This window comes from Gordonia hongkongensis, assembly GCF_023078355.1.
Taxonomy (GTDB): domain Bacteria; phylum Actinomycetota; class Actinomycetes; order Mycobacteriales; family Mycobacteriaceae; genus Gordonia; species Gordonia hongkongensis.
On record NZ_CP095552.1, the window covers coordinates 3,624,014 to 3,641,050 of the forward strand.

The window sequence follows — 17,037 nt, forward strand, 5'->3', positions numbered from 1 at the left end:
CGGGCGGTCAGTATGCGCAGCGTCGGCCGCGACCGGGGTTTGGCAGCACCGATGGCGATCTGCGCGCGATGGCACTAGCGTCGAGACCATGCGGGTGGCGATGATGACACGGGAATATCCACCTGAGGTCTACGGCGGCGCCGGGGTCCACGTCACCGAATTGGTCCGGTATCTGCGCGATCTCATCACCGTCGACGTGCACTGCATGGGCGCCGAGCGGGAGACCGCCGCGGTGTACACCCCCGATCCGGGGTTGGCCGGGGCGAATGCGGCGATCACCACGTTGTCGGCCGATCTGCGGATGGTGGTGGGTGCGTCCGGCGCCGACGTCGTGCACTCCCACACCTGGTACACCGGACTTGCCGGGCACCTGGCGGGGCAGCTCTACGACGTGCCGCACGTGCTGACCGCCCACTCGCTCGAACCGTCGCGCCCGTGGAAGGCCGAGCAACTCGGCGGCGGGTACCGGGTGTCGAGCTGGGTGGAACGCAACGCGGTGGAGTACGCCGACGCGGTGATCGCGGTGAGCTCGGGGATGCGCACCGAGATCTGTGACACCTACCCGCGTCTGGACCCTGAGCGTGTCCAGGTGGTGCGCAACGGGATCGACACATCTCAATGGTTCCCGGTCGACGATCCGTTCGGACCCGACTCGACGCCGACCGCACTCGGGCTCGACCCGGATCGCCCGATCGCGGCGTTCGTCGGCCGGATCACCCGGCAGAAGGGCGTCGCACATCTGGTGGCCGCGGCGCACCGGTTCGATCCGGACATCCAGCTCGTCCTCTGTGCTGGTGCCCCCGACACGCCGGAGATCGGCGCCGAGATCGAGAGCGCGGTGGGCGAACTCTCCGCCTCGCGTCCCGGCGTCCACTGGGTGCGCGAGATGCTCCCACTCCCCCGCATCCGCGAGATCTTGACCGCGGCAACGGTCTTCGTGTGCCCATCGGTGTACGAACCGCTGGGCATCGTCAACCTCGAGGCGATGGCCTGCGGTACCGCGGTGGTGGCTTCGGCGGTCGGCGGCATTCCCGAGGTGGTGCGCGACAACGTCACCGGCCGCCTCGTGCGGTACGACCCCGTCGATCCGGCGAGCTTCGAACACGATCTCGCCGACACGGTGAACGCGGTGGCCTCGGATGCGGCGGCGGCGTCGGCGATGGGGGTGGCCGGCCGCGAACGCGCCGAAGCCGAGTTCTCCTGGGCGTCGATCGCCGAACAGACGCTGGGTGTCTACGAGTCCGTACGGCGTTGAGCGGGTGAGCGTCCGCGGGCGGGCCGACACGTGGTCACCACGACCGACACCGTAACCCGCACCCGACCGTCCCCGGCGAAGGCCGCGGCCCGCGAGCGGATGTCGGCCTCGTCGGAGTGAAATGCCGACGGGCCCATGGCGACCAGATCCCCCACGGTCTGCGCGTCGACGTCTGCGGAGTACCGGACAGGTGACTCGTCGACCAATTCGAAGCCCGCGTCGAGCGAGGCACGGAGGCGCTCGGATTTGGCCTCGTCGACACGCAGCATCGCCATCGGCTCGATGAGTTCGCCGAGGTGATCGGGCCCCGGACTCACGATGATCAGTGCGCCATCAGGGGCCAGTACGCGGGCGAACTCGCTCGCGTTGCGCGGCGCGAACACCGAGAGCACCACCGCGACAGCGTCATCGACGACGGGCAGTCCGCGCCAGACGTCGGCGACGACGGCAGCGAGGGGCCGGGGTCCCCGCGCCATGGCCCGCGCGCAGTACTTCGAGAGGTCCAGGCCGATTCCGGCGGCCGAGGACCGTCCGTCACCGCCGGGCACCCCACTCGCCTCGACCGCGGCGCGAAGATAGTGTCCGCCACCGGCCCCCGCGTCGAGGATCACCGGCCGGTCGTGTCCACCCGTGACCTCGGCCGCGCGGCCGGCGACGAAATCGACCACGGGGAGCAGGAAACCGGAGTCGTGCACGCGGGCTCGGGCGGCCACCATGGCTGCGGTGTCGGCGCGCAGCGCGCCGGACCGGCCGTCGAGCAGTGAGACATAGCCCTGACGGGCGAGGTCGAAAGAATGCGCCTGCGGACAGCGCAGCGACGCGCCGTCCCCCGATAGGCGCCCGGTACACACCGGGCAGCGCAGGATCTCGAGTACCGAAGTGAGGCCATGCGCCCGGTGCGGAGTCGGTGGGTCCGCCCGGGCCTCATGGGAACTGCCCTCGTGGGGCATGTTCAGCCGGTTACCCCGCGGAGTTCCTCGCCCAGCGCGGCTGCTTCGTCGGCGGTCAGCTCGACGACCAGTCGACCTCCACCTTCGATCGGAATCCGGACAACGATTCCACGCCCTTCTTTGGCCGCTTCGAGGGGGCCGTCCCCAGTACGTGGCTTCATTGCCGCCATTCTCAAGCTCCCTTCAAGGTCCCTGCTCCGAACATGATACGTGCCCGGGTCGCACACGATTGTCAGTGCGCGACACGCGCGCCGCGCGGTCTCGACGTACGGCCCCTACTGGGGGGTGCTCGGCGGGCCGGACCGCCCGGCGTCCACGCCGCCGTTCCCGGCGACGTCGACGTCCGGATCGTCCGCCGATCCGACCGCTTCCGCCCCGGGCACCGACTCCCGTTCGCGCAGACGCGTGATCACCGACCGCAGGTCGTCGACCTCACGCGCGAGACGTGCCAGCGCCCAGTCGACTTCGGCCTGCTTGTAACCACGCGGGGTCTGGGCGAAGCGCAACGCACGCACGTCCTCGCCGGTGATGCCCACCGACGGCAACCGGGTGAGCGTGGTGTCGGGCTCGACCGGCGGCAGATCTTCTCCGCGTCCGAACACGAACCAGACGACAGCGAACACGATCGCGACGACGAGTCCCATGATCAGCAGGTACAGCAGCAGCGTCTGCATGCGTTCCATCCTGGCAGAAGCGCCCGGACGACGGCCCGGCACAGCACCGACCCGGCGACGGCCACCCGCGTCAGGGCGGGCGGCGTCGCCGGGTCGGGGCCGGGTTCATCAGGTCTGGCCCATCAGGTCCGGAGCCGCCTAGGAGGCCATCTCCTCGGCCTTGGGAGCCAGGGCGCGCACGGTGTTCATCGGCGGACGATCCTCGAGATAGACCTCGGTGGTGTGCGGCGTGAAGGAGCCGTCGGGTTCGGCGGTGAACTGGGTGAGCCCGACGCCCGAGTCCTCGATGCCGCAGCGGCGCATCAGGGTTCCGACGATCTGGCGGCTCATGACCCCCAATTCCACCAGCGGGCGGTTGCGATGGGTTCGGACCCCGAGGTTGACCTGACCGATCCCGGCCAGGCCGTACCGGTCATAGGTGTCGATGAGAAGGCCGATCTCGACCCCGTAGCCCGGCGCGAACGGAACCGACGAGAGCAACTCGCGGGTGCCGGCGTACTCGCCGCCGAGTGGCTGGAGGACCGCGGTGAGATCCGGCTTCTGGGATGCCAGGAGGGGGCGTGCCACGAGCTCGGTCACGCGTCCGCCACCGTTCGCGTCGTGCGTACCGCCCGTGCGCAGCGGGCGCCTGTAGTAGCCCTTGACCAGCTGGATCTCGGGGTTCAGCAGGAGCGGACCGAGCATCTTGGGCACGAACATCGGGTCCGGGTCGATGAGATCGGAGTCGACGAATGCGATGATGTCGCCGGTCGCCACGGCGACCGAACGCCACAGCACCTCGCCCTTGCCCTTGACCGGGTCCAGCTCGGGTACTGCCTCCTCGCGGGAGATCACCTGCGCACCGGCGGCGAGCGCGCGCTCGGCGGTGGCATCGGTGGAACCGGAGTCCAGCACGATGATCTCGTCGACCAGGGTGCCGTACAGCGGCATGATCGTGGCGATGACGTCAGCGACGGTCTCTTCCTCGTTCAGCGCGGGCAGCACCACCGAGATGGTCCGGCCGTTCTTCGCGTCGACGAGGTCGTCGATCGTCCAGTCCGGCTGCTCCCAGGTGTGGGTTGCCGACCAGCGCTGCTCGGTCCCCGGGGCCTGGGCGACCGTCGGCCACATGGCGGCCTTGTCCCGGCTGACGGTGCTGGGCTTACGTCGCTTCTGCTGCTTGGTCATGCGAGTCCCCTGACTGTTCGGGCGGGTGGTTTCGCTGCCGCGATGGCAGCGACCATGCCGACCACGCGACGAGTGGCAGCGACTTCGTGGACGCGGAAGATCCGGGCGCCTTGGGCGGCGGCCAGACTTGTCGCGGCCAGAGTCCCTTCCAATCGGTGCGTTAGGTCTGTACCCAGAGTCTCCCCTACGAAATCCTTGTTGCTCAGCGCCATCAGGACCGGCCAGCCCGTGTTTACAAGATCTTTCACGCCGCGTAACAGAGCCAGCCCGTGGTGAGTGTTCTTGCCGAAATCGTGCGTCGGATCGATAACGATCGAGTCTCGACGCACCCCGGCAGCGAGCGCCCGGTCGGCCGCGGAGGTCACCTCCCGGATCACGTCGGCCACCACCGCGTCGACCGAATCCCCGTATGCGACGCGGTGCGGCCGGGTCCGCACCCGCGCGCCACCCGTGTGCGAGCAGACGATCCCGGCCCCGCGTTCGGCGGCGACGTCGACGACGTCGGGGTCGAATCCCGCCCAGGTGTCGTTGATGAGATCCGCGCCGGCGGCGCAGGCCTGGTCGGCGACCTCGCTGCGCCAGGTGTCGACGCTGATCAGCACGTCCGGATGCCGGTCACGGATCCAGGCGATCATGCCGACGACCCGGGCGGCCTCGGTCGCGGCGTCGACCTCGCGTCCGGGTCCGGCCTTGACCCCACCGACGTCGATGATGTCGGCACCCTCGGCGACGACCCGGTCGACGTGCGCCTGGGCGGCGGCGTCGTCGAAGCTCGCACCTCGGTCGTAGAACGAATCAGGGGTGCGGTTGACGATCGCCATCACCAACGCGCGGTCGGTCGGCACCCGCCGCCCGCACAGCGTGTCCGATGCCGACGTTTCCGGGTCGGAACTCACCCCTTGGGCACCTTGGCGGCGGCGACGTCGTCGGGGTAGTCGTCGTAGAACTCGGTGTAGCCCTTCTCCTTGCCGAGCAACACGTAGAGCCGTTCGGCCTCGGCGTCGGTGTACCCCTCCTTGCGCAGCTCGACCTTGCGGTTCTTGAAGGTCGAGGTCTGCTCGAAATCGTCGACGATCCGAACGAACAGCGGCACCGCGTACGACGGCAGCGCGTCGTAGAGATGGCGGGCGAACGCGCCCGGGTCGAGGTCGGCGCCCTCGCGCAGCTTGATCGCGATCATCCCGGCGCGACCGTCGGTGCCGGGGACCTCGACGCCGTACGCCACCGACTGGGCGACGGCCTGATAGGAGTCGACCGCCCCCTCGACCTGGGTCGTGGCGACGTTCTCGCCCTTCCAGCGGAAGGTGTCGCCGAGCCGGTCGACGAAGGCGATGTGCGCGAACCCCTGATCGCGGACCAGGTCACCGGAGTTGAAGTAGGAGTCACCGTCCTTGAAGGCGTCGCGGATGATCTTCTTCTCGGTCTCCTCGGAGTCGGTGTAGCCGTCGACGGGCACCCGGTCACTGATCTGGGCGAGCAGCAGGCCGGTACCGCCCCGGCCGACCTTCACGAGCCGGCCGTCGTCGCCGCGCTTGGGGTTACCCTCCTCGTCGTATTCCACGATCTTGTACGGGAGCGGGCAGAAGCCGGCGGTCTTGTCGACGCTGAACGCGTTGACGAATGCGAGGTTGAGTTCGCTGGCCCCGTAGAACTCGACGACGCGGTCGACCCCGAAACGCTCGCGGAACTCGTCCCAGATGTCCGGGCGCATACCGTTGCCGACCACGGTGTGCACGGAATGCTGGCGATCCGTGGGCTTCTCGGGCTGCGCGAGGAGGTAGCGGCAGAGCTCGCCGATGTAGCAGAACGCCGTCGCACGGTTGAGGATCACGTCGTCCCAGAACTTCGACGCCGAGAACGAGCGTCCGATGGCGATGCACGCACCCGAGGCGAGGACCGAGGACAGTGACACCGACAGCGCGTTGTTGTGGTAGAGCGGCAGCGGGACGTACATGGTGTCGCTGTGGCGCAACCGCACCGCGAGACCGCCGATGCCGGACAGGCTCGCCAGCCACCGGTTGTGGCTCATCACGCTGGCCTTCGGCATCCCCGTGGTGCCGGAGGTGAAGATGTAGAACGCCTTGGTCGATGCGGGCAGCTGCTCGGTGACCTCGGGATCGGCTTCCGAGAGTCCCTCGGCCGCGGCGTCGAACGCGGCGAAATCGTAGACGTGTTCGGGCAGGACCGATTCCGGGATCGACTCGAAGGCCTCCGCGCACTCGGGATCGTGGATGAGGACCTTGGCCTCGAGGAGGCCGACGCTGTGCTCGAGCACCTCACCGCGCTGGTTGTAGTTCAGCATCCCGGCGATCGCGCCGAGTTTGACGGTGGCGAGCATCAGCAGCAGGTCGGTCGTGCAGTTCTTGGAGAGCAGCGCCACCACGTCGCCCTTGCCGACGCCGTCTGCGGAAAGTGCTGCGGCGTAACGGTTCACGCGGCGGTTGGCCTCGCCGTAGGTGGTCGTGCGGCCCTCGAACCGGACGAACGGCCGGTCGGGGTGCTCGGCCGCGTGCTTCTGGAAGACCGAACCGATGGTCCGCTTGGCCTCCGGTGGGCGTCGGATGAGCCCCGGCGCGTGCTTGATCATCCCGGTCGCATGTGGCGCCATCTTCACCACGCCGCGAAGGATGTCGGGGATACCGACGGTCTTCTTCACACTCTGCTGCCGACTGTCCTGCTGCTCGACCCCTTGGGACATCTGCCCTCCGCTCTCCCGCTGGCGTTTCGAGTGCCCCGCGCACTCAGGCGCTACCTTACCGGCCGGTAGCAAGGCCTTCCCGTGCCGTCGCCAACTCCACCGCGTCGGCGACCGACCGCGTGACGAGCAGCCGGTCGAGCGATCGTCGGGCGACGAACCCGGTTGTCGACAACTCTCGCAGCCAGTCGAGCAACGGCGCGTAGAAATCGACAGGATCGAGCAGGACGACCGGTTTGTCGTGCATCCCGAGGTAGCCCCCGGTCCAGGTCTCGAAGAGCTCCTCGAGCGTCCCGATCCCGCCCGGGAGGGTGATGAACCCGTCGGCACGCTCGTCCATGAGGCGTTTGCGTTCGCGCATGGTCTCGGTGACCACGAGTTCGCCCGATCCGAGGTCGGCGACCTCGTGCTTCATCAGTGCGCGCGGGATGATGCCGACCGTGTGGCCACCGGCCTCGCGAGCGGCGTTGACCAGCGCGCCCATCATGGAGATGTTCCCGCCACCGGAGACGACCACATGCCCCTGTTCGGCGAGCGTCCGACCCACTTCGGCGGCGAGATCGAGGTAGGGCTGGTCGACGGGACCGGAGGCGCAATAGACGCAGACAGCACTCACCGGGCAATCGTGCCATCGTCTGCCGGGAAGGTCATATCGACCCTCAGGGTGTCGCGGCCTCGATCGCGGCGACCACGTCGTCGGGATCGTCGACGACGGTGAGCAGGTCCAGATCCTCGGGCGAGATCATCCCGCGCGCGGCGAGGACGTCGCGCATCCAGTCCAGCAGGCCGCCCCAGAAGTCGCTGCCCACCAGCACGATCGGGAACCGGACCACCTTCTTGGTCTGCACCAGGGTCAGCGCCTCGAAGAGTTCGTCGAGGGTGCCCATCCCGCCAGGGAGACAAACGAACGCCTGCGCGTACTTCACGAACATCGTCTTGCGCACGAAGAAGTATCGAAAGTTCATGCCGAGATCGACCCAAGGGTTGAGACCCTGCTCGAAGGGCAGCTCGATGTTGAGTCCGATCGACTGCGCCCCGGCCTGATGGGCCCCCTGGTTCGCAGCCTCCATCGCACCGGGTCCGCCACCGGTGATGACCGCGTAACCGGCCTCGCCCAGCGCTCGGCCCACGCGGACACCGAGCGCGTATTCCGGCGACTCCGGATGCAGTCGCGCCGAGCCGAAGACGGTCACGGCCTCGGCGACCTCGCTCATCGCATCGAACCCGGCGACGAACTCGGACTGGATGCGCAGGACCCGCCAGGAGTCGCGCATGGTCCGTTCGGAACGACGCGTGGCGTCGCGCGGGTCGACCCATTCCAGCAGGCGGCGGTCCGTGGTCTTGCCGCGCTGGTCTCGCCGGATCCGGATCGGGCCGACGTAGCAGGTGTCGGGGTTCGTTCCGTCTTCGACGGGTTCCGGTTCGGGCGTGGTCGACATGGCGGTCACGCTAGCAGCGCCGTCCGACTCCGCCGGTCCTGCGAGGTCAGGACAGGTAGGTGCGCAGCAGGTCGGTCACCGCGCGGATCTGCTCCACCGGCACCCGTTCGTCGACGCGATGCGCGAGATTGGGATCGCCGGGGCCCAGGTTCACCGCGGGGATTCCCAGCGCCGAGAACCGCGACACATCGGTCCAGCCGTACTTCGCGCGGAAGCGTCCGCCCGCGGCCGCCACGAGCGCCGCGGCCGCCGGGTGCCCCAGCCCCGGCAGGGCGCCGGCCGCGGAATCGGTGACCTCCAGCCCGATCCTGCCGTCGGCCAGGTCGGCGGCGAACACCTCGCGCACGTGGTCGAGCGCCTGGTCGATCGAACGGTCCGGGGCGAAGCGGAAGTTGACATCGACGTGCGCGGCGTCGGGGATCACGTTGCCGGCCACCCCGCCGCCGACCGCGACCGCCGACAGACCCTCGCGGTACTCGCAGCCGTCGATGTCGACCCGACGGGCCTCGTAGCCCGCCAGCGTGGTCAGGACACCGCCGAGCTTGTGAATGGCGTTGTCGCCCATCCACGACCGGGCCGAGTGCGCTCGGGTTCCCGTCGTCGACAACCGGACCCGCAGCGTCCCCTGGCATCCGGCTTCGATGAGCCCCGCGGTCGGCTCGCCGAGGATCGCCACGTCACCGGCGAGCCACTCGGGGAGTTCGCGTTCGATGTCGTTCAGGCCGTTGAACTCCGCGGCAATCTCCTCGCAGTCGTAGAAGATCAGCGTCAGATCCGAGGCCGGCTCCGGCAGCGTCGCCGCGAGGTGGAGGAACACCGCGTCACCGGACTTCATGTCGACGGTGCCGCATCCGTGCAGCACGTCGCCCTCCTCCGAATCCGTCTCGCGGCGGTGCGGGAGGTTGCCGGCGACCGGCACGGTGTCGAGGTGCCCGGCGAGGATGACGCGCTGGGCGTGCCCCCGGTCGGTCCGTGCGAGGACACGGTTGCCATGGCGGAGGATCTCGAATCCGCTCGTCTGCGCGCGCAGGGCGGCCTCGACCGCGTCGGCGATGGCCGACTCGTTGCGCGACTCGCTCTCGATGTCGACGAGCGCGGCGGTCAGTTCGACGGGGTCGGCGGTCAGGTCGAGGTCGGTGCTCACTCCCTCACCGTAGTGAGCCCATCTCCGCGGCGCCGAAGGAGACGCTGAACTTCACGCACCAGAGGAACACCGACGGATAGTCGCCCAGCTCGACGTCGGCGGGGATCTCGTAGACCTGGTTGCCCTTGTTCCCCTTGATCATGCCGAGGTCGACGTGCGGGACGCCCGCGGCCGTACGCCACCCGGCGAACCCCTCGAGCACGTCCCCTTGCGACAGCCACACGTGGACGTCGGGCCCGGTCGTCGTGTCCAGGTCCTCGATCGCCAGCACGCGTGAGCCGTCGGGCTGTTCGATGATCGAGACCGTTCCCGATGTCGAGTGCTCGTGGCTGATCAGGCTGCCGCGCGAGATGACCACCGGCCCGGCGGGCGGCGGCTGCCCCGGCGCCGACGTCGTGGGGGTGACCGCGACCGGGATCGCGTCGTCGACCTCGGTGTCGACGAAGATTAGCCACGGCTGGAAGACGACGGCACCGACCGCCAGCGCCGCCACGAGCACGACGCCGAGCCCGCCCACCACCCACGGCCAGCGGCGTCGGCGGCGCCGGGGCGGTACAGGTGGCGGCGGATGACCGGTCATGCTGGCGACCCTACGAGCGGCGCACAGCGCGTGACCAGGTCTTTGGGCCGAATGGATGACGCCGGGGCACCGGTGGCGGGGCGGGGGCGCCGGGGTCGATCACCTAGACTCACCTGTCGTGACATCTACTGGCGCACACGCAACTGGCATCGCGACCGTGATCGACGGGGGTTCGACTCCCGGCGTCGTCCTCGACGTCTGGTTCCCCGAACCCGAACTCGACGGGGTCGAGACCGCGGAGACCGTGATCCTCGACGACGAGTCGACACCGGCCCACCTTCGTGAGCTGGTGGGCGTTGACGAGGCCCGCGGGGTCAAGACCGTCGCGGTCCGCACCGGGATCGCCGACATCACCGCCGCCCCCATCGACGCCTACGACGTCTACCTCCGACTCCACCTGCTGTCGCATCGCCTCATCACCCCGCACGGCGCCAACCTCGAGGGCATCTTCGGGATGCTCACCAACGTGGTCTGGACCAATCACGGCCCGTGTGCGGTCGACAACTTCGAGTCGGTACGGGCGAAGCTGCGCGCCCGCGGACCGGTCACCGTCTACTCGATCGACAAGTTCCCGCGCATGGTCGACTACGTGGTGCCGGGCGGCGTACGGATCGGCGACGCCGACCGCATCCGCCTAGGTGCACACCTCGCGGCCGGCACCACCGTGATGCACGAGGGCTTCGTCAACTTCAACGCCGGCACCCTCGGGTCGTCGATGGTGGAGGGTCGCATCTCCGCGGGCGTCGTCGTCGGCGACGGCTCCGACATCGGCGGCGGCGCCTCGACGATGGGCACCCTGTCGGGCGGCGGCAAGGAGATCATCGCGCTGGGCAAGCGCTGCCTCCTCGGCGCGAACTCCGGCTGCGGCATCCCGCTGGGTGACGACTGCGTCATCGAGGCCGGCCTCTATGTCACCGCCGGCACCAAGGTCACCGGACCCGACGGCACGCAGATCAAGGCGCGCGACCTGTCCGGCCAGTCCAACCTGCTGTTCCGTCGCAACAGCCTGACCGGCGCGGTCGAGGTCGTGCCGTGGAAGGGCGACGGCATCGCCCTCAACGAGGCGCTGCACAAGAACGACTGACGCCCTGGCTCACTGGCCGGATCTCCCATCCCGACGTATGGTGAGCACATGAACACATCGAACAATCGTTCGACGAACGATACCGACGACGTCCTCGGCGCGGGCGCCGGAAACTCCACCGAGAAGGACCCGGACGACTGGGTGACCGGCGACGAGCCGATGACCGGCGCGCAGCGGAGCTATCTCGACACCCTCGCACGGGAGGCCGGCGAGACCCTCTCGGCCGACCTCACGAAAGCCGAGGCGTCCGAGGAGATCGACCGCCTGCAACAGAAGAGCGGTCGCGGCTGAGCAGGGCCGGTGTCAGGCCGTCAGACGAGCGACGGCCGCATTGATCCGCTCATCGGTGGCGGTGAGCGCCATACGAACGTGGCGCTCACCCGCCGGACCGTAGAAATCGCCTGGAGCACAGAGGATTCCGCGGTCGGCGAGCCAGGCGACGGTCTCCCGGCACGGTTCGTCCCGGGTGGCCCAGAGGTACAGGCCCGCCTCGGAGTGGTCGACCCGGAAGCCCGCACCCTCGACAGCCGCTTTGAGCAGCCGACGCCGCGCGGCATAGCGCTCGCGCTGCTCATCGACGTGTGCGTCGTCGGCCAGTGCGGCGGTCATCGCTCCCTGGACGGGGAACGGCACGATGAGTCCGGCATGCTTGCGGACTGCGAGCAATTCGGCGATCAGATCGGTGTCGCCGGCGAAGAATCCGGCGCGATACGACGCCAGGTTCGAGATCTTGGACAGTGAGTGGACCGCGAGCAGTCCGGTGTGGTCGCCGTCGCAGACCCTCGGGTCGAGGATCGACAGCGGCTCGCCCTCCCAACTCAGACCGAGATAACACTCGTCGGACACGACGACGGTCCCCCGCTCGCGCGCCCATCCCACGACTTTGCGGAGATGATCGAGGCCGAGGACCTTGCCGGTCGGATTCGACGGCGAGTTGATGAACATCAGCGCCGGGTTCATCGGTCCCAGCGCGACGGTCGAATCCGCCCGCACCGCCCGCGCACCGGCGAGCAGGGCGCTCACCTCATAGGTCGGGTAGGCGACCTCGGGGATGACCACGTCGTCGCCGGGTCCGAGCCCGAAGGTCGAGGCCAGGCCGGCGATCGCCTCCTTGGTACCGATGACCGGCAGGATTCCCGTCTCGTCGAGCGACGTGACCCCGTGGCGTCGGATCAGCGACTCCGCGGCCGCCTCCCGCAACTCGCGGGTCCCGATCGTCGTCGGGTAGCCCGGGAACGCCGAGTTCTCGGCGAGTGCGTCGCGGATGAGTGCGGGCACCGGGTCGACGGGCGTCCCGACCGACAGGTCGACGATGCCGTCGGCGTGGGCCTGAGCCGTCGCCTTCGCATCGGCGATCGTGTCCCACGGGAAGTCGGGCAGACGCCCGCTGACGCGGGTCGAGGAGACGCGCAGGGGCGCAGCCGTACGGGAGACAGGACTGCTCATGCGGAGGCGGTCAGTCCTCTTCGTTCATCGGCGGGAGACCCTTGATGAACGCCGGATCGGCCTCGGTCTTGCCGACCTTGCTGGCGCCGCCCGGGGAGCCGAGGTCGTCGAAGAAGTCGGCGTTCGCGCTGACGTAGGGCTCCCATTCGTCGGGAACATCATCCTCGTAGAAGATCGCCTCGACCGGGCACACCGGCTCACACGCACCACAGTCGACGCACTCATCCGGCTGGATGTAGAGCATGCGTCCACCCTCGTAGATGCAGTCGACGGGGCACTCCTCCACGCAAGCCTTGTCCAACACGTCGACGCAAGGCTCCGCGATGATGTAGGTCACCACTCACTCCTTCGCTAGGGAAGATCCGGGTCGGCGCGACGAGAAACGCAGTTCGGCGTCGAACGGCACTCCGGCGTCGGCGCCGGTGCGGCCCGAGGGCTGGTCGAACCGCACCCCACAGTATCCGCCCCGGGAGACGCTGCGACGAAATCGACCCCCGTCCAGCGGCGCCCGAATCCGGGTTTGAGTAACGAGGATCACATCACCGACCGCGAGATGCCGCTCCGGGTTTCGTTCAGCGTGCCGCCAAACCTCGACGCCGCGACGATCCGCGTGCAGAGTCGGGCGCATGATCGTCGTCGACGAATCCGTCCTCACCGGACACCGACCCGCGGGCGCGTGTGCCCGGGTGCCGCACCGACCCACCGCGCGGTCGATGTCGATGTGCTGTTGCTGAACCGATCGGCCTCACCACATCCTCTTCGACCCTCGCAAGGATTCGCCATGACCTCCACCCTCGCCCGCACCGAACGGGCGCCTCAGTCCGCCATATCGTCTCTTTCCTCCGCCCGGAATCGTGCTCGGACGTCGTCGCCGCTGCGTGAGCGTCCGGGTACCGCCGCCCCGCGCGCCCTTGGTCACCTGCCGACGCGGCTCCGGCCCGCCGACCTGCTCCGCATCACCGACCAGGGCGTCGCAGACGTCCTCGACGGTCGCCACGACGACCTGCTCCCGGAGGTCTGGGACGAACGTCATCGCTGGTCGACGCGCCTGCACGCCGACGACGACGTCGACGTGTGGCTGATCAGCTGGACGCCGGGCGAGGCCACCGAACTCCACGACCACGCCGGTTCGCTCGGAGCCCTGACGGTGTTGTCGGGCAGCTTGCGCGAGTACCACTGGACGGGAGACGATCTGGCGGTGCGCATCCTCGACGCCGGCGACCAGGCCGCCTTCCCTCTCGGGTGGGTGCACGACGTCGTGCGGAACCCGGTCGTCGCCGCCCCGGAGATCGGTGCGGAGACCAGCCCGCAGGTGACCCCGACGCTCAGCGTGCACGCCTACTCACCGCCGCTGACCGCGATGTCGTACTACGACATCTCCGAGGGCGGCCACCTGCGCCGCAACCGGACCGTCCTCACCGACCAGCCCGAATGAGCGCTCCCCGCACCATCGACGACGTACTCGCCGACGCACGGTCGCGGATCGCGCGGGTCGAGGCCGCGGACGTCCCCGCCGAGCTGGCCGGCGGGGCGGTGCTGGTCGACATCCGTCCCGCGGCGCAGCGCGCGGAGGAGGGCGAGGCACCCGGAGCCCTCGTCATCGAACGGAATGTCCTCGAATGGCGGTGCGACCCGGCGAGCGACGCACGCATCGACCAGGCCGTCGACCACGACGTCCGCTGGATCATCCTGTGCTCCCAGGGTTATACGTCGAGCCTGGCCGCCGCGGCCCTGCAGGACCTCGGGTTGCACCGCGCCACCGACGTCGTCGGCGGATACGAAGCGCTCGCACCCGTTCTCGGCTGACTGCCACGCACCCGACGACAGGCGCTTCCCTCAGGCAACCGCCGGCCAGGGACGCGGGGCCGGGCGGGTGTCGACGGCGAGGCCGGTCACCGGGTCGGCGAGCGCGGCGACGTGCTGGGTCAGTGCCGGGTCGATCCAGTCGGCACCGTTCAGCACATACGGCGGCTGCGCGGTGATGCGTTCGGTGAGAACGAAATCCGACTCCGCGGTGCGGGCGGCCAGGGCGTCGAGGTGAGGCCACGGGCGTTCCGGGTTGACGTGATCGGGAGTCAGCGGCGACACCCCACCCCAGTCGTCGACGCCGGAGGCGATCAGCGCGGCACATTCGGCGGGCGACACCAGGTTCGGGGGCGCCTGGATCCGCATGTGTGGGCCGAGGACGACCCGGGCGACCGCGACGGCGGCGAGGAACTCGGTCATCTCCGCGTCGGGGGTGGAGCGCATCGCGGTGTCCGGCTTCGCCCGGAAGTTCTGCACGATCACCTCCTGGATGTGCCCGCCTCGGGCGTGCACATCCGCGAGAGCCAGCAGCGATTCGGCCCGCTCGGTGAGTGATTCGCCGATCCCGACCAGAATCCCGGTGGTGAACGGGACACGAGCGGTGCCCGCGTCACGCAGCACCTGCATGCGGACCAGCGGGTCCTTGTCGGGACTTCCGTAGTGTGCCTGGCCTTTCTCGGTGAACAGGCGACGCGACGTCGTCTCCAGCATCATGCCCATCGACGGTGCGACCGGGCGCAGACGGAGCAGTTCCTCGAGGCTCATCACCCCGGGGTTGAGGTGCGGCAGCAGACCTGTCTCCGACAACACGGCGACCGCGGCGGCACGAACGTAGTCCAGCGTCGAGGAGTAACCCCGTTCGGCCAGCCATTCGCCGGCCTGCGGCCACCTGTCCTCGGGGCGGTCACCCAGCGTGAAAAGCGCCTCCTTGCAGCCGAGTTCGGCACCGCGGCGCGCGAGGTCGACGACCTCGTCGAGTTCCAGATAGAGCCCCTCCCCCGCGCGGGCGAGTTTTCCGGGGACCGTGACGAAGGTGCAGTAGTGGCACCGGTCGCGGCACAGGCGCGTCAGCGGGATGAACACCTTGCGGGAGTAGGTGATCTGCCGGGACCGGCCGACCGCGGCCAGCCCCTCGTCTCGGAGCGCCCCGGCGATCGATTGCAGTTCGACCAGGTCGTCTCCTGCGCAGGACAGGAGCGTCACGGCCTCGTCGAGACCGATCGGCGCCCGGTCGCGCGCGGCGTCCAGGGCCGCGCGGACGGTCAACTTCTCGGTCATTCCTCACCCCTCCTCAGGTGTTCCGGTGCCGGCGTCGGGACGGGGTTCGTACGGTTCGGGGTCGAAGGTGCCGTTGCGTTCGCGGAACGACGCCGCAGTGCCCGGCCACAACAGGGTCAGGCGACCGCTGTCGGGGTCGACATACCAACTCTCACAACCGGTCAGCCACACCGTCGACTCGCTGCGAGCGTCGATCTCCCGCGTGTATTCGTCTTCGGCGGCAGGCGAGACCGCCAGCGTCGTGATCCCGTTGCCGGCCATGTACTCCAGCGCGCCCATGACGTAGTCGAGTTGCGTCTCGATCATGTAGATCGCCGAGTTGTGGCCGAGCGCCGCGTTGGGCCCGTCGAGGACGAACATGTTCGGGAATCCGCTGACCACGGTCGAGGCATAGGACGTCATGCCCGCCGACCAGTGGTCGGCCAGCCGCCGACCGGCACGACCGGTGATGCGCGCTGCGGCGGGCGGGCGTGCGGATTCGAAACCGGTTGCCATCACCAGGACGTCGAGATCGTAGGTGTGACCACTGTGCGCGGTGGCCTTGGTCTCGGCGACCGACGTCAGAGCACTCGACTCGAACACCACGTTGGAGCGTTGTAGCGCCGGATAGAAGTCGTCGCTGAGCAGGATTCTCTTGCAACCGATCTCGTAGTCGGGGGTCAGCTGTTCACGGAGGTCGGCATCGGCCACCTGCCCGTGGAGGTGATCCCGCGCACGGGAACGGATCTCGTCGATGTCCGGATGCAACCCGAGCCGCTGCCGGAACGCCGCATCGGCTTCGGTGAGCAGTCGGTCGCGCACCTCCGCCGCGACGACGGGGTCGAGCATGGCGGCCCGCTCGTCGTCGGTGTAGAGCCGGTCCGCGCGCGGCACGACATACGGTGGCGTGCGGCAGAACACGACGAGATCGTCCGCGGCGTCGGCGAGATGCGGGATGAGCTGCACCGCCGACGCACCGGTTCCGACGACCCCGACCCGCGCACCCGCAACGTTGACGTCGTCGTGCCAGGCGGCCGTGTGGACGACCTGTCCCGGGAAGGTGTCGAGTCCGTCGATGTCGGGGATGCGCGCCTCCGACAACCGTCCGACCGCCAGCACCAGCGAGCGAGCGCGGAAGGTGACGGCCCGGCCGTCCGGCGCCGCCGCCGTGATCACCCAGTGCGCCCCCTGCTCGTCCCAGACCGCTTCGCGGAGTTCGCGATTGAGCTCGATGCGGTCGGCGAGTCGTTCGTCGACGACGATCTGTTCGAGATAGCTGCGGATCTCGGCGCCACGAGGGAACCGCGCCGACCAGTCGGCCGGCGGCCGGAACGAGAACGAGTACAGATGGGCGGGGATGTCGCAGGCGATGCCGGGATAGGTGTTGTCGCGCCACGTGCCCCCCACGCCGTCGGCGCGTTCGAGCACGACGAAGGACTCCCGCCCGCGGCGCGCGAGCTGCGTCGCCATCCCGAGCCCGGCGAAGCCCGCGCCGATGATGGCGACATCCACGTCGTCCATCGTCAGGGCGCGCTGCTGC

At 69.2% G+C, this 17,037-nt stretch carries 19 protein-coding genes; 5 read left to right on the forward strand and 14 right to left on the reverse strand.

What is annotated here, in order from left to right; translation table 11 throughout:
• Positions 1–88 precede the first annotated feature (88 nt).
• The gene (glgA, locus tag MVF96_RS16455) at positions 89–1,255 is read left to right on the forward strand and encodes a glycogen synthase (RefSeq protein WP_247449716.1); all 1,167 of its coding nucleotides are present in this window, start codon (positions 89–91) and stop codon (positions 1,253–1,255) included.
• Here the strand turns inward: glgA and MVF96_RS16460 are convergent.
• The 10 genes from MVF96_RS16460 to MVF96_RS16505 form a co-directional block, all read right to left on the reverse strand.
• Positions 1,234–2,205, reverse strand: a complete 972-nt coding sequence (locus tag MVF96_RS16460) for a putative RNA methyltransferase (RefSeq protein ID WP_083207514.1) — start codon at positions 2,203–2,205, stop codon at positions 1,234–1,236. The two genes, glgA and MVF96_RS16460, sit on opposite strands and share 22 nt — an antisense overlap.
• Before the next feature lie 2 nt (positions 2,206–2,207).
• Positions 2,208–2,375: a DUF3117 domain-containing protein gene (locus tag MVF96_RS16465; protein ID WP_004019232.1), complete on the reverse strand. Its 168-nt coding sequence runs from the start codon at positions 2,373–2,375 to the stop codon at positions 2,208–2,210.
• 105 nt (positions 2,376–2,480) lie between these two features.
• Positions 2,481–2,879 carry a DivIVA domain-containing protein gene (locus MVF96_RS16470; RefSeq protein WP_137809031.1) on the reverse strand — a complete coding sequence of 133 codons (399 nt, stop codon included), beginning with the start codon at positions 2,877–2,879 and terminating at the stop codon, positions 2,481–2,483.
• Positions 2,880–3,017: 138 nt separating this feature from the next.
• Entirely contained in the window at positions 3,018–4,046 is a 1,029-nt protein-coding gene (locus MVF96_RS16475) for a glucosyl-3-phosphoglycerate synthase (protein ID WP_247449717.1), read from the reverse strand.
• Entirely contained in the window at positions 4,043–4,867 is an 825-nt protein-coding gene (folP, locus tag MVF96_RS16480; RefSeq protein WP_247452126.1) for a dihydropteroate synthase, read from the reverse strand. The genes MVF96_RS16475 and folP overlap by 4 nt, the downstream gene beginning before the upstream one ends.
• A 71-nt stretch (positions 4,868–4,938) precedes the next feature.
• Positions 4,939–6,744 carry a long-chain-acyl-CoA synthetase gene (locus MVF96_RS16485; protein WP_205334086.1) on the reverse strand — a complete coding sequence of 602 codons (1,806 nt, stop codon included), beginning with the start codon at positions 6,742–6,744 and terminating at the stop codon, positions 4,939–4,941.
• Positions 6,745–6,799: 55 nt separating this feature from the next.
• Complete coding sequence (locus MVF96_RS16490; RefSeq protein WP_137809034.1) at positions 6,800–7,357, reverse strand: LOG family protein; 558 nt, start codon at positions 7,355–7,357, stop codon at positions 6,800–6,802.
• A gap of 43 nt (positions 7,358–7,400) precedes the next feature.
• A complete protein-coding gene (locus MVF96_RS16495) occupies positions 7,401–8,180 on the reverse strand; it encodes an LOG family protein (protein WP_058252572.1) in 780 nt (259 codons plus the stop codon).
• A gap of 46 nt (positions 8,181–8,226) precedes the next feature.
• Positions 8,227–9,324, reverse strand: coding sequence for a succinyl-diaminopimelate desuccinylase (dapE, locus tag MVF96_RS16500; protein ID WP_137809036.1), 1,098 nt, complete (start codon positions 9,322–9,324; stop codon positions 8,227–8,229).
• Positions 9,325–9,328: 4 nt separating this feature from the next.
• Positions 9,329–9,844, reverse strand: a complete 516-nt coding sequence (locus MVF96_RS16505) for a DM13 domain-containing protein (RefSeq protein WP_137809066.1) — start codon at positions 9,842–9,844, stop codon at positions 9,329–9,331.
• 178 nt (positions 9,845–10,022) lie between these two features.
• Here MVF96_RS16505 and dapD point away from each other — a divergent pair, with 178 nt between their 5' ends.
• A complete protein-coding gene (gene dapD, locus MVF96_RS16510) occupies positions 10,023–10,988 on the forward strand; it encodes a 2,3,4,5-tetrahydropyridine-2,6-dicarboxylate N-succinyltransferase (protein WP_247449718.1) in 966 nt (321 codons plus the stop codon).
• 48 nt (positions 10,989–11,036) lie between these two features.
• The gene (locus MVF96_RS16515) at positions 11,037–11,279 is read left to right on the forward strand and encodes a DUF3072 domain-containing protein (protein ID WP_137809038.1); all 243 of its coding nucleotides are present in this window, start codon (positions 11,037–11,039) and stop codon (positions 11,277–11,279) included.
• A 12-nt stretch (positions 11,280–11,291) separates the two neighbouring features.
• Here MVF96_RS16515 and dapC read toward each other — a convergent pair whose 3' ends face one another.
• Both dapC and fdxA read right to left on the reverse strand, forming a co-directional pair.
• On the reverse strand, positions 11,292–12,434 hold the full coding sequence (gene dapC, locus MVF96_RS16520) for a succinyldiaminopimelate transaminase (protein WP_247449720.1): 1,143 nt from the start codon (positions 12,432–12,434) through the stop codon (positions 11,292–11,294).
• A 10-nt stretch (positions 12,435–12,444) separates the two neighbouring features.
• Complete coding sequence (fdxA, locus tag MVF96_RS16525; RefSeq protein WP_058252527.1) at positions 12,445–12,774, reverse strand: ferredoxin; 330 nt, start codon at positions 12,772–12,774, stop codon at positions 12,445–12,447.
• A 441-nt stretch (positions 12,775–13,215) separates the two neighbouring features.
• On the opposite strand from fdxA, the gene MVF96_RS16530 reads away from it, so the two are divergent.
• Together MVF96_RS16530 and MVF96_RS16535 are read left to right on the forward strand one after the other, a co-directional pair.
• Positions 13,216–13,869, forward strand: coding sequence for a cysteine dioxygenase (locus MVF96_RS16530; RefSeq protein ID WP_247449722.1), 654 nt, complete (start codon positions 13,216–13,218; stop codon positions 13,867–13,869).
• On the forward strand, positions 13,866–14,240 hold the full coding sequence (locus MVF96_RS16535; RefSeq protein WP_247449723.1) for a rhodanese-like domain-containing protein: 375 nt from the start codon (positions 13,866–13,868) through the stop codon (positions 14,238–14,240). The genes MVF96_RS16530 and MVF96_RS16535 overlap by 4 nt, the downstream gene beginning before the upstream one ends.
• A gap of 30 nt (positions 14,241–14,270) precedes the next feature.
• Here the strand turns inward: MVF96_RS16535 and cofG are convergent, their stop codons facing one another.
• A complete protein-coding gene (cofG, locus tag MVF96_RS16540) occupies positions 14,271–15,518 on the reverse strand; it encodes a 7,8-didemethyl-8-hydroxy-5-deazariboflavin synthase CofG (RefSeq protein ID WP_068970765.1) in 1,248 nt (415 codons plus the stop codon).
• Positions 15,519–15,521: 3 nt separating this feature from the next.
• On the reverse strand, positions 15,522–17,018 hold the full coding sequence (locus MVF96_RS16545) for a flavin-containing monooxygenase (protein WP_247452127.1): 1,497 nt from the start codon (positions 17,016–17,018) through the stop codon (positions 15,522–15,524).
• Positions 17,019–17,037 lie beyond the last annotated feature (19 nt).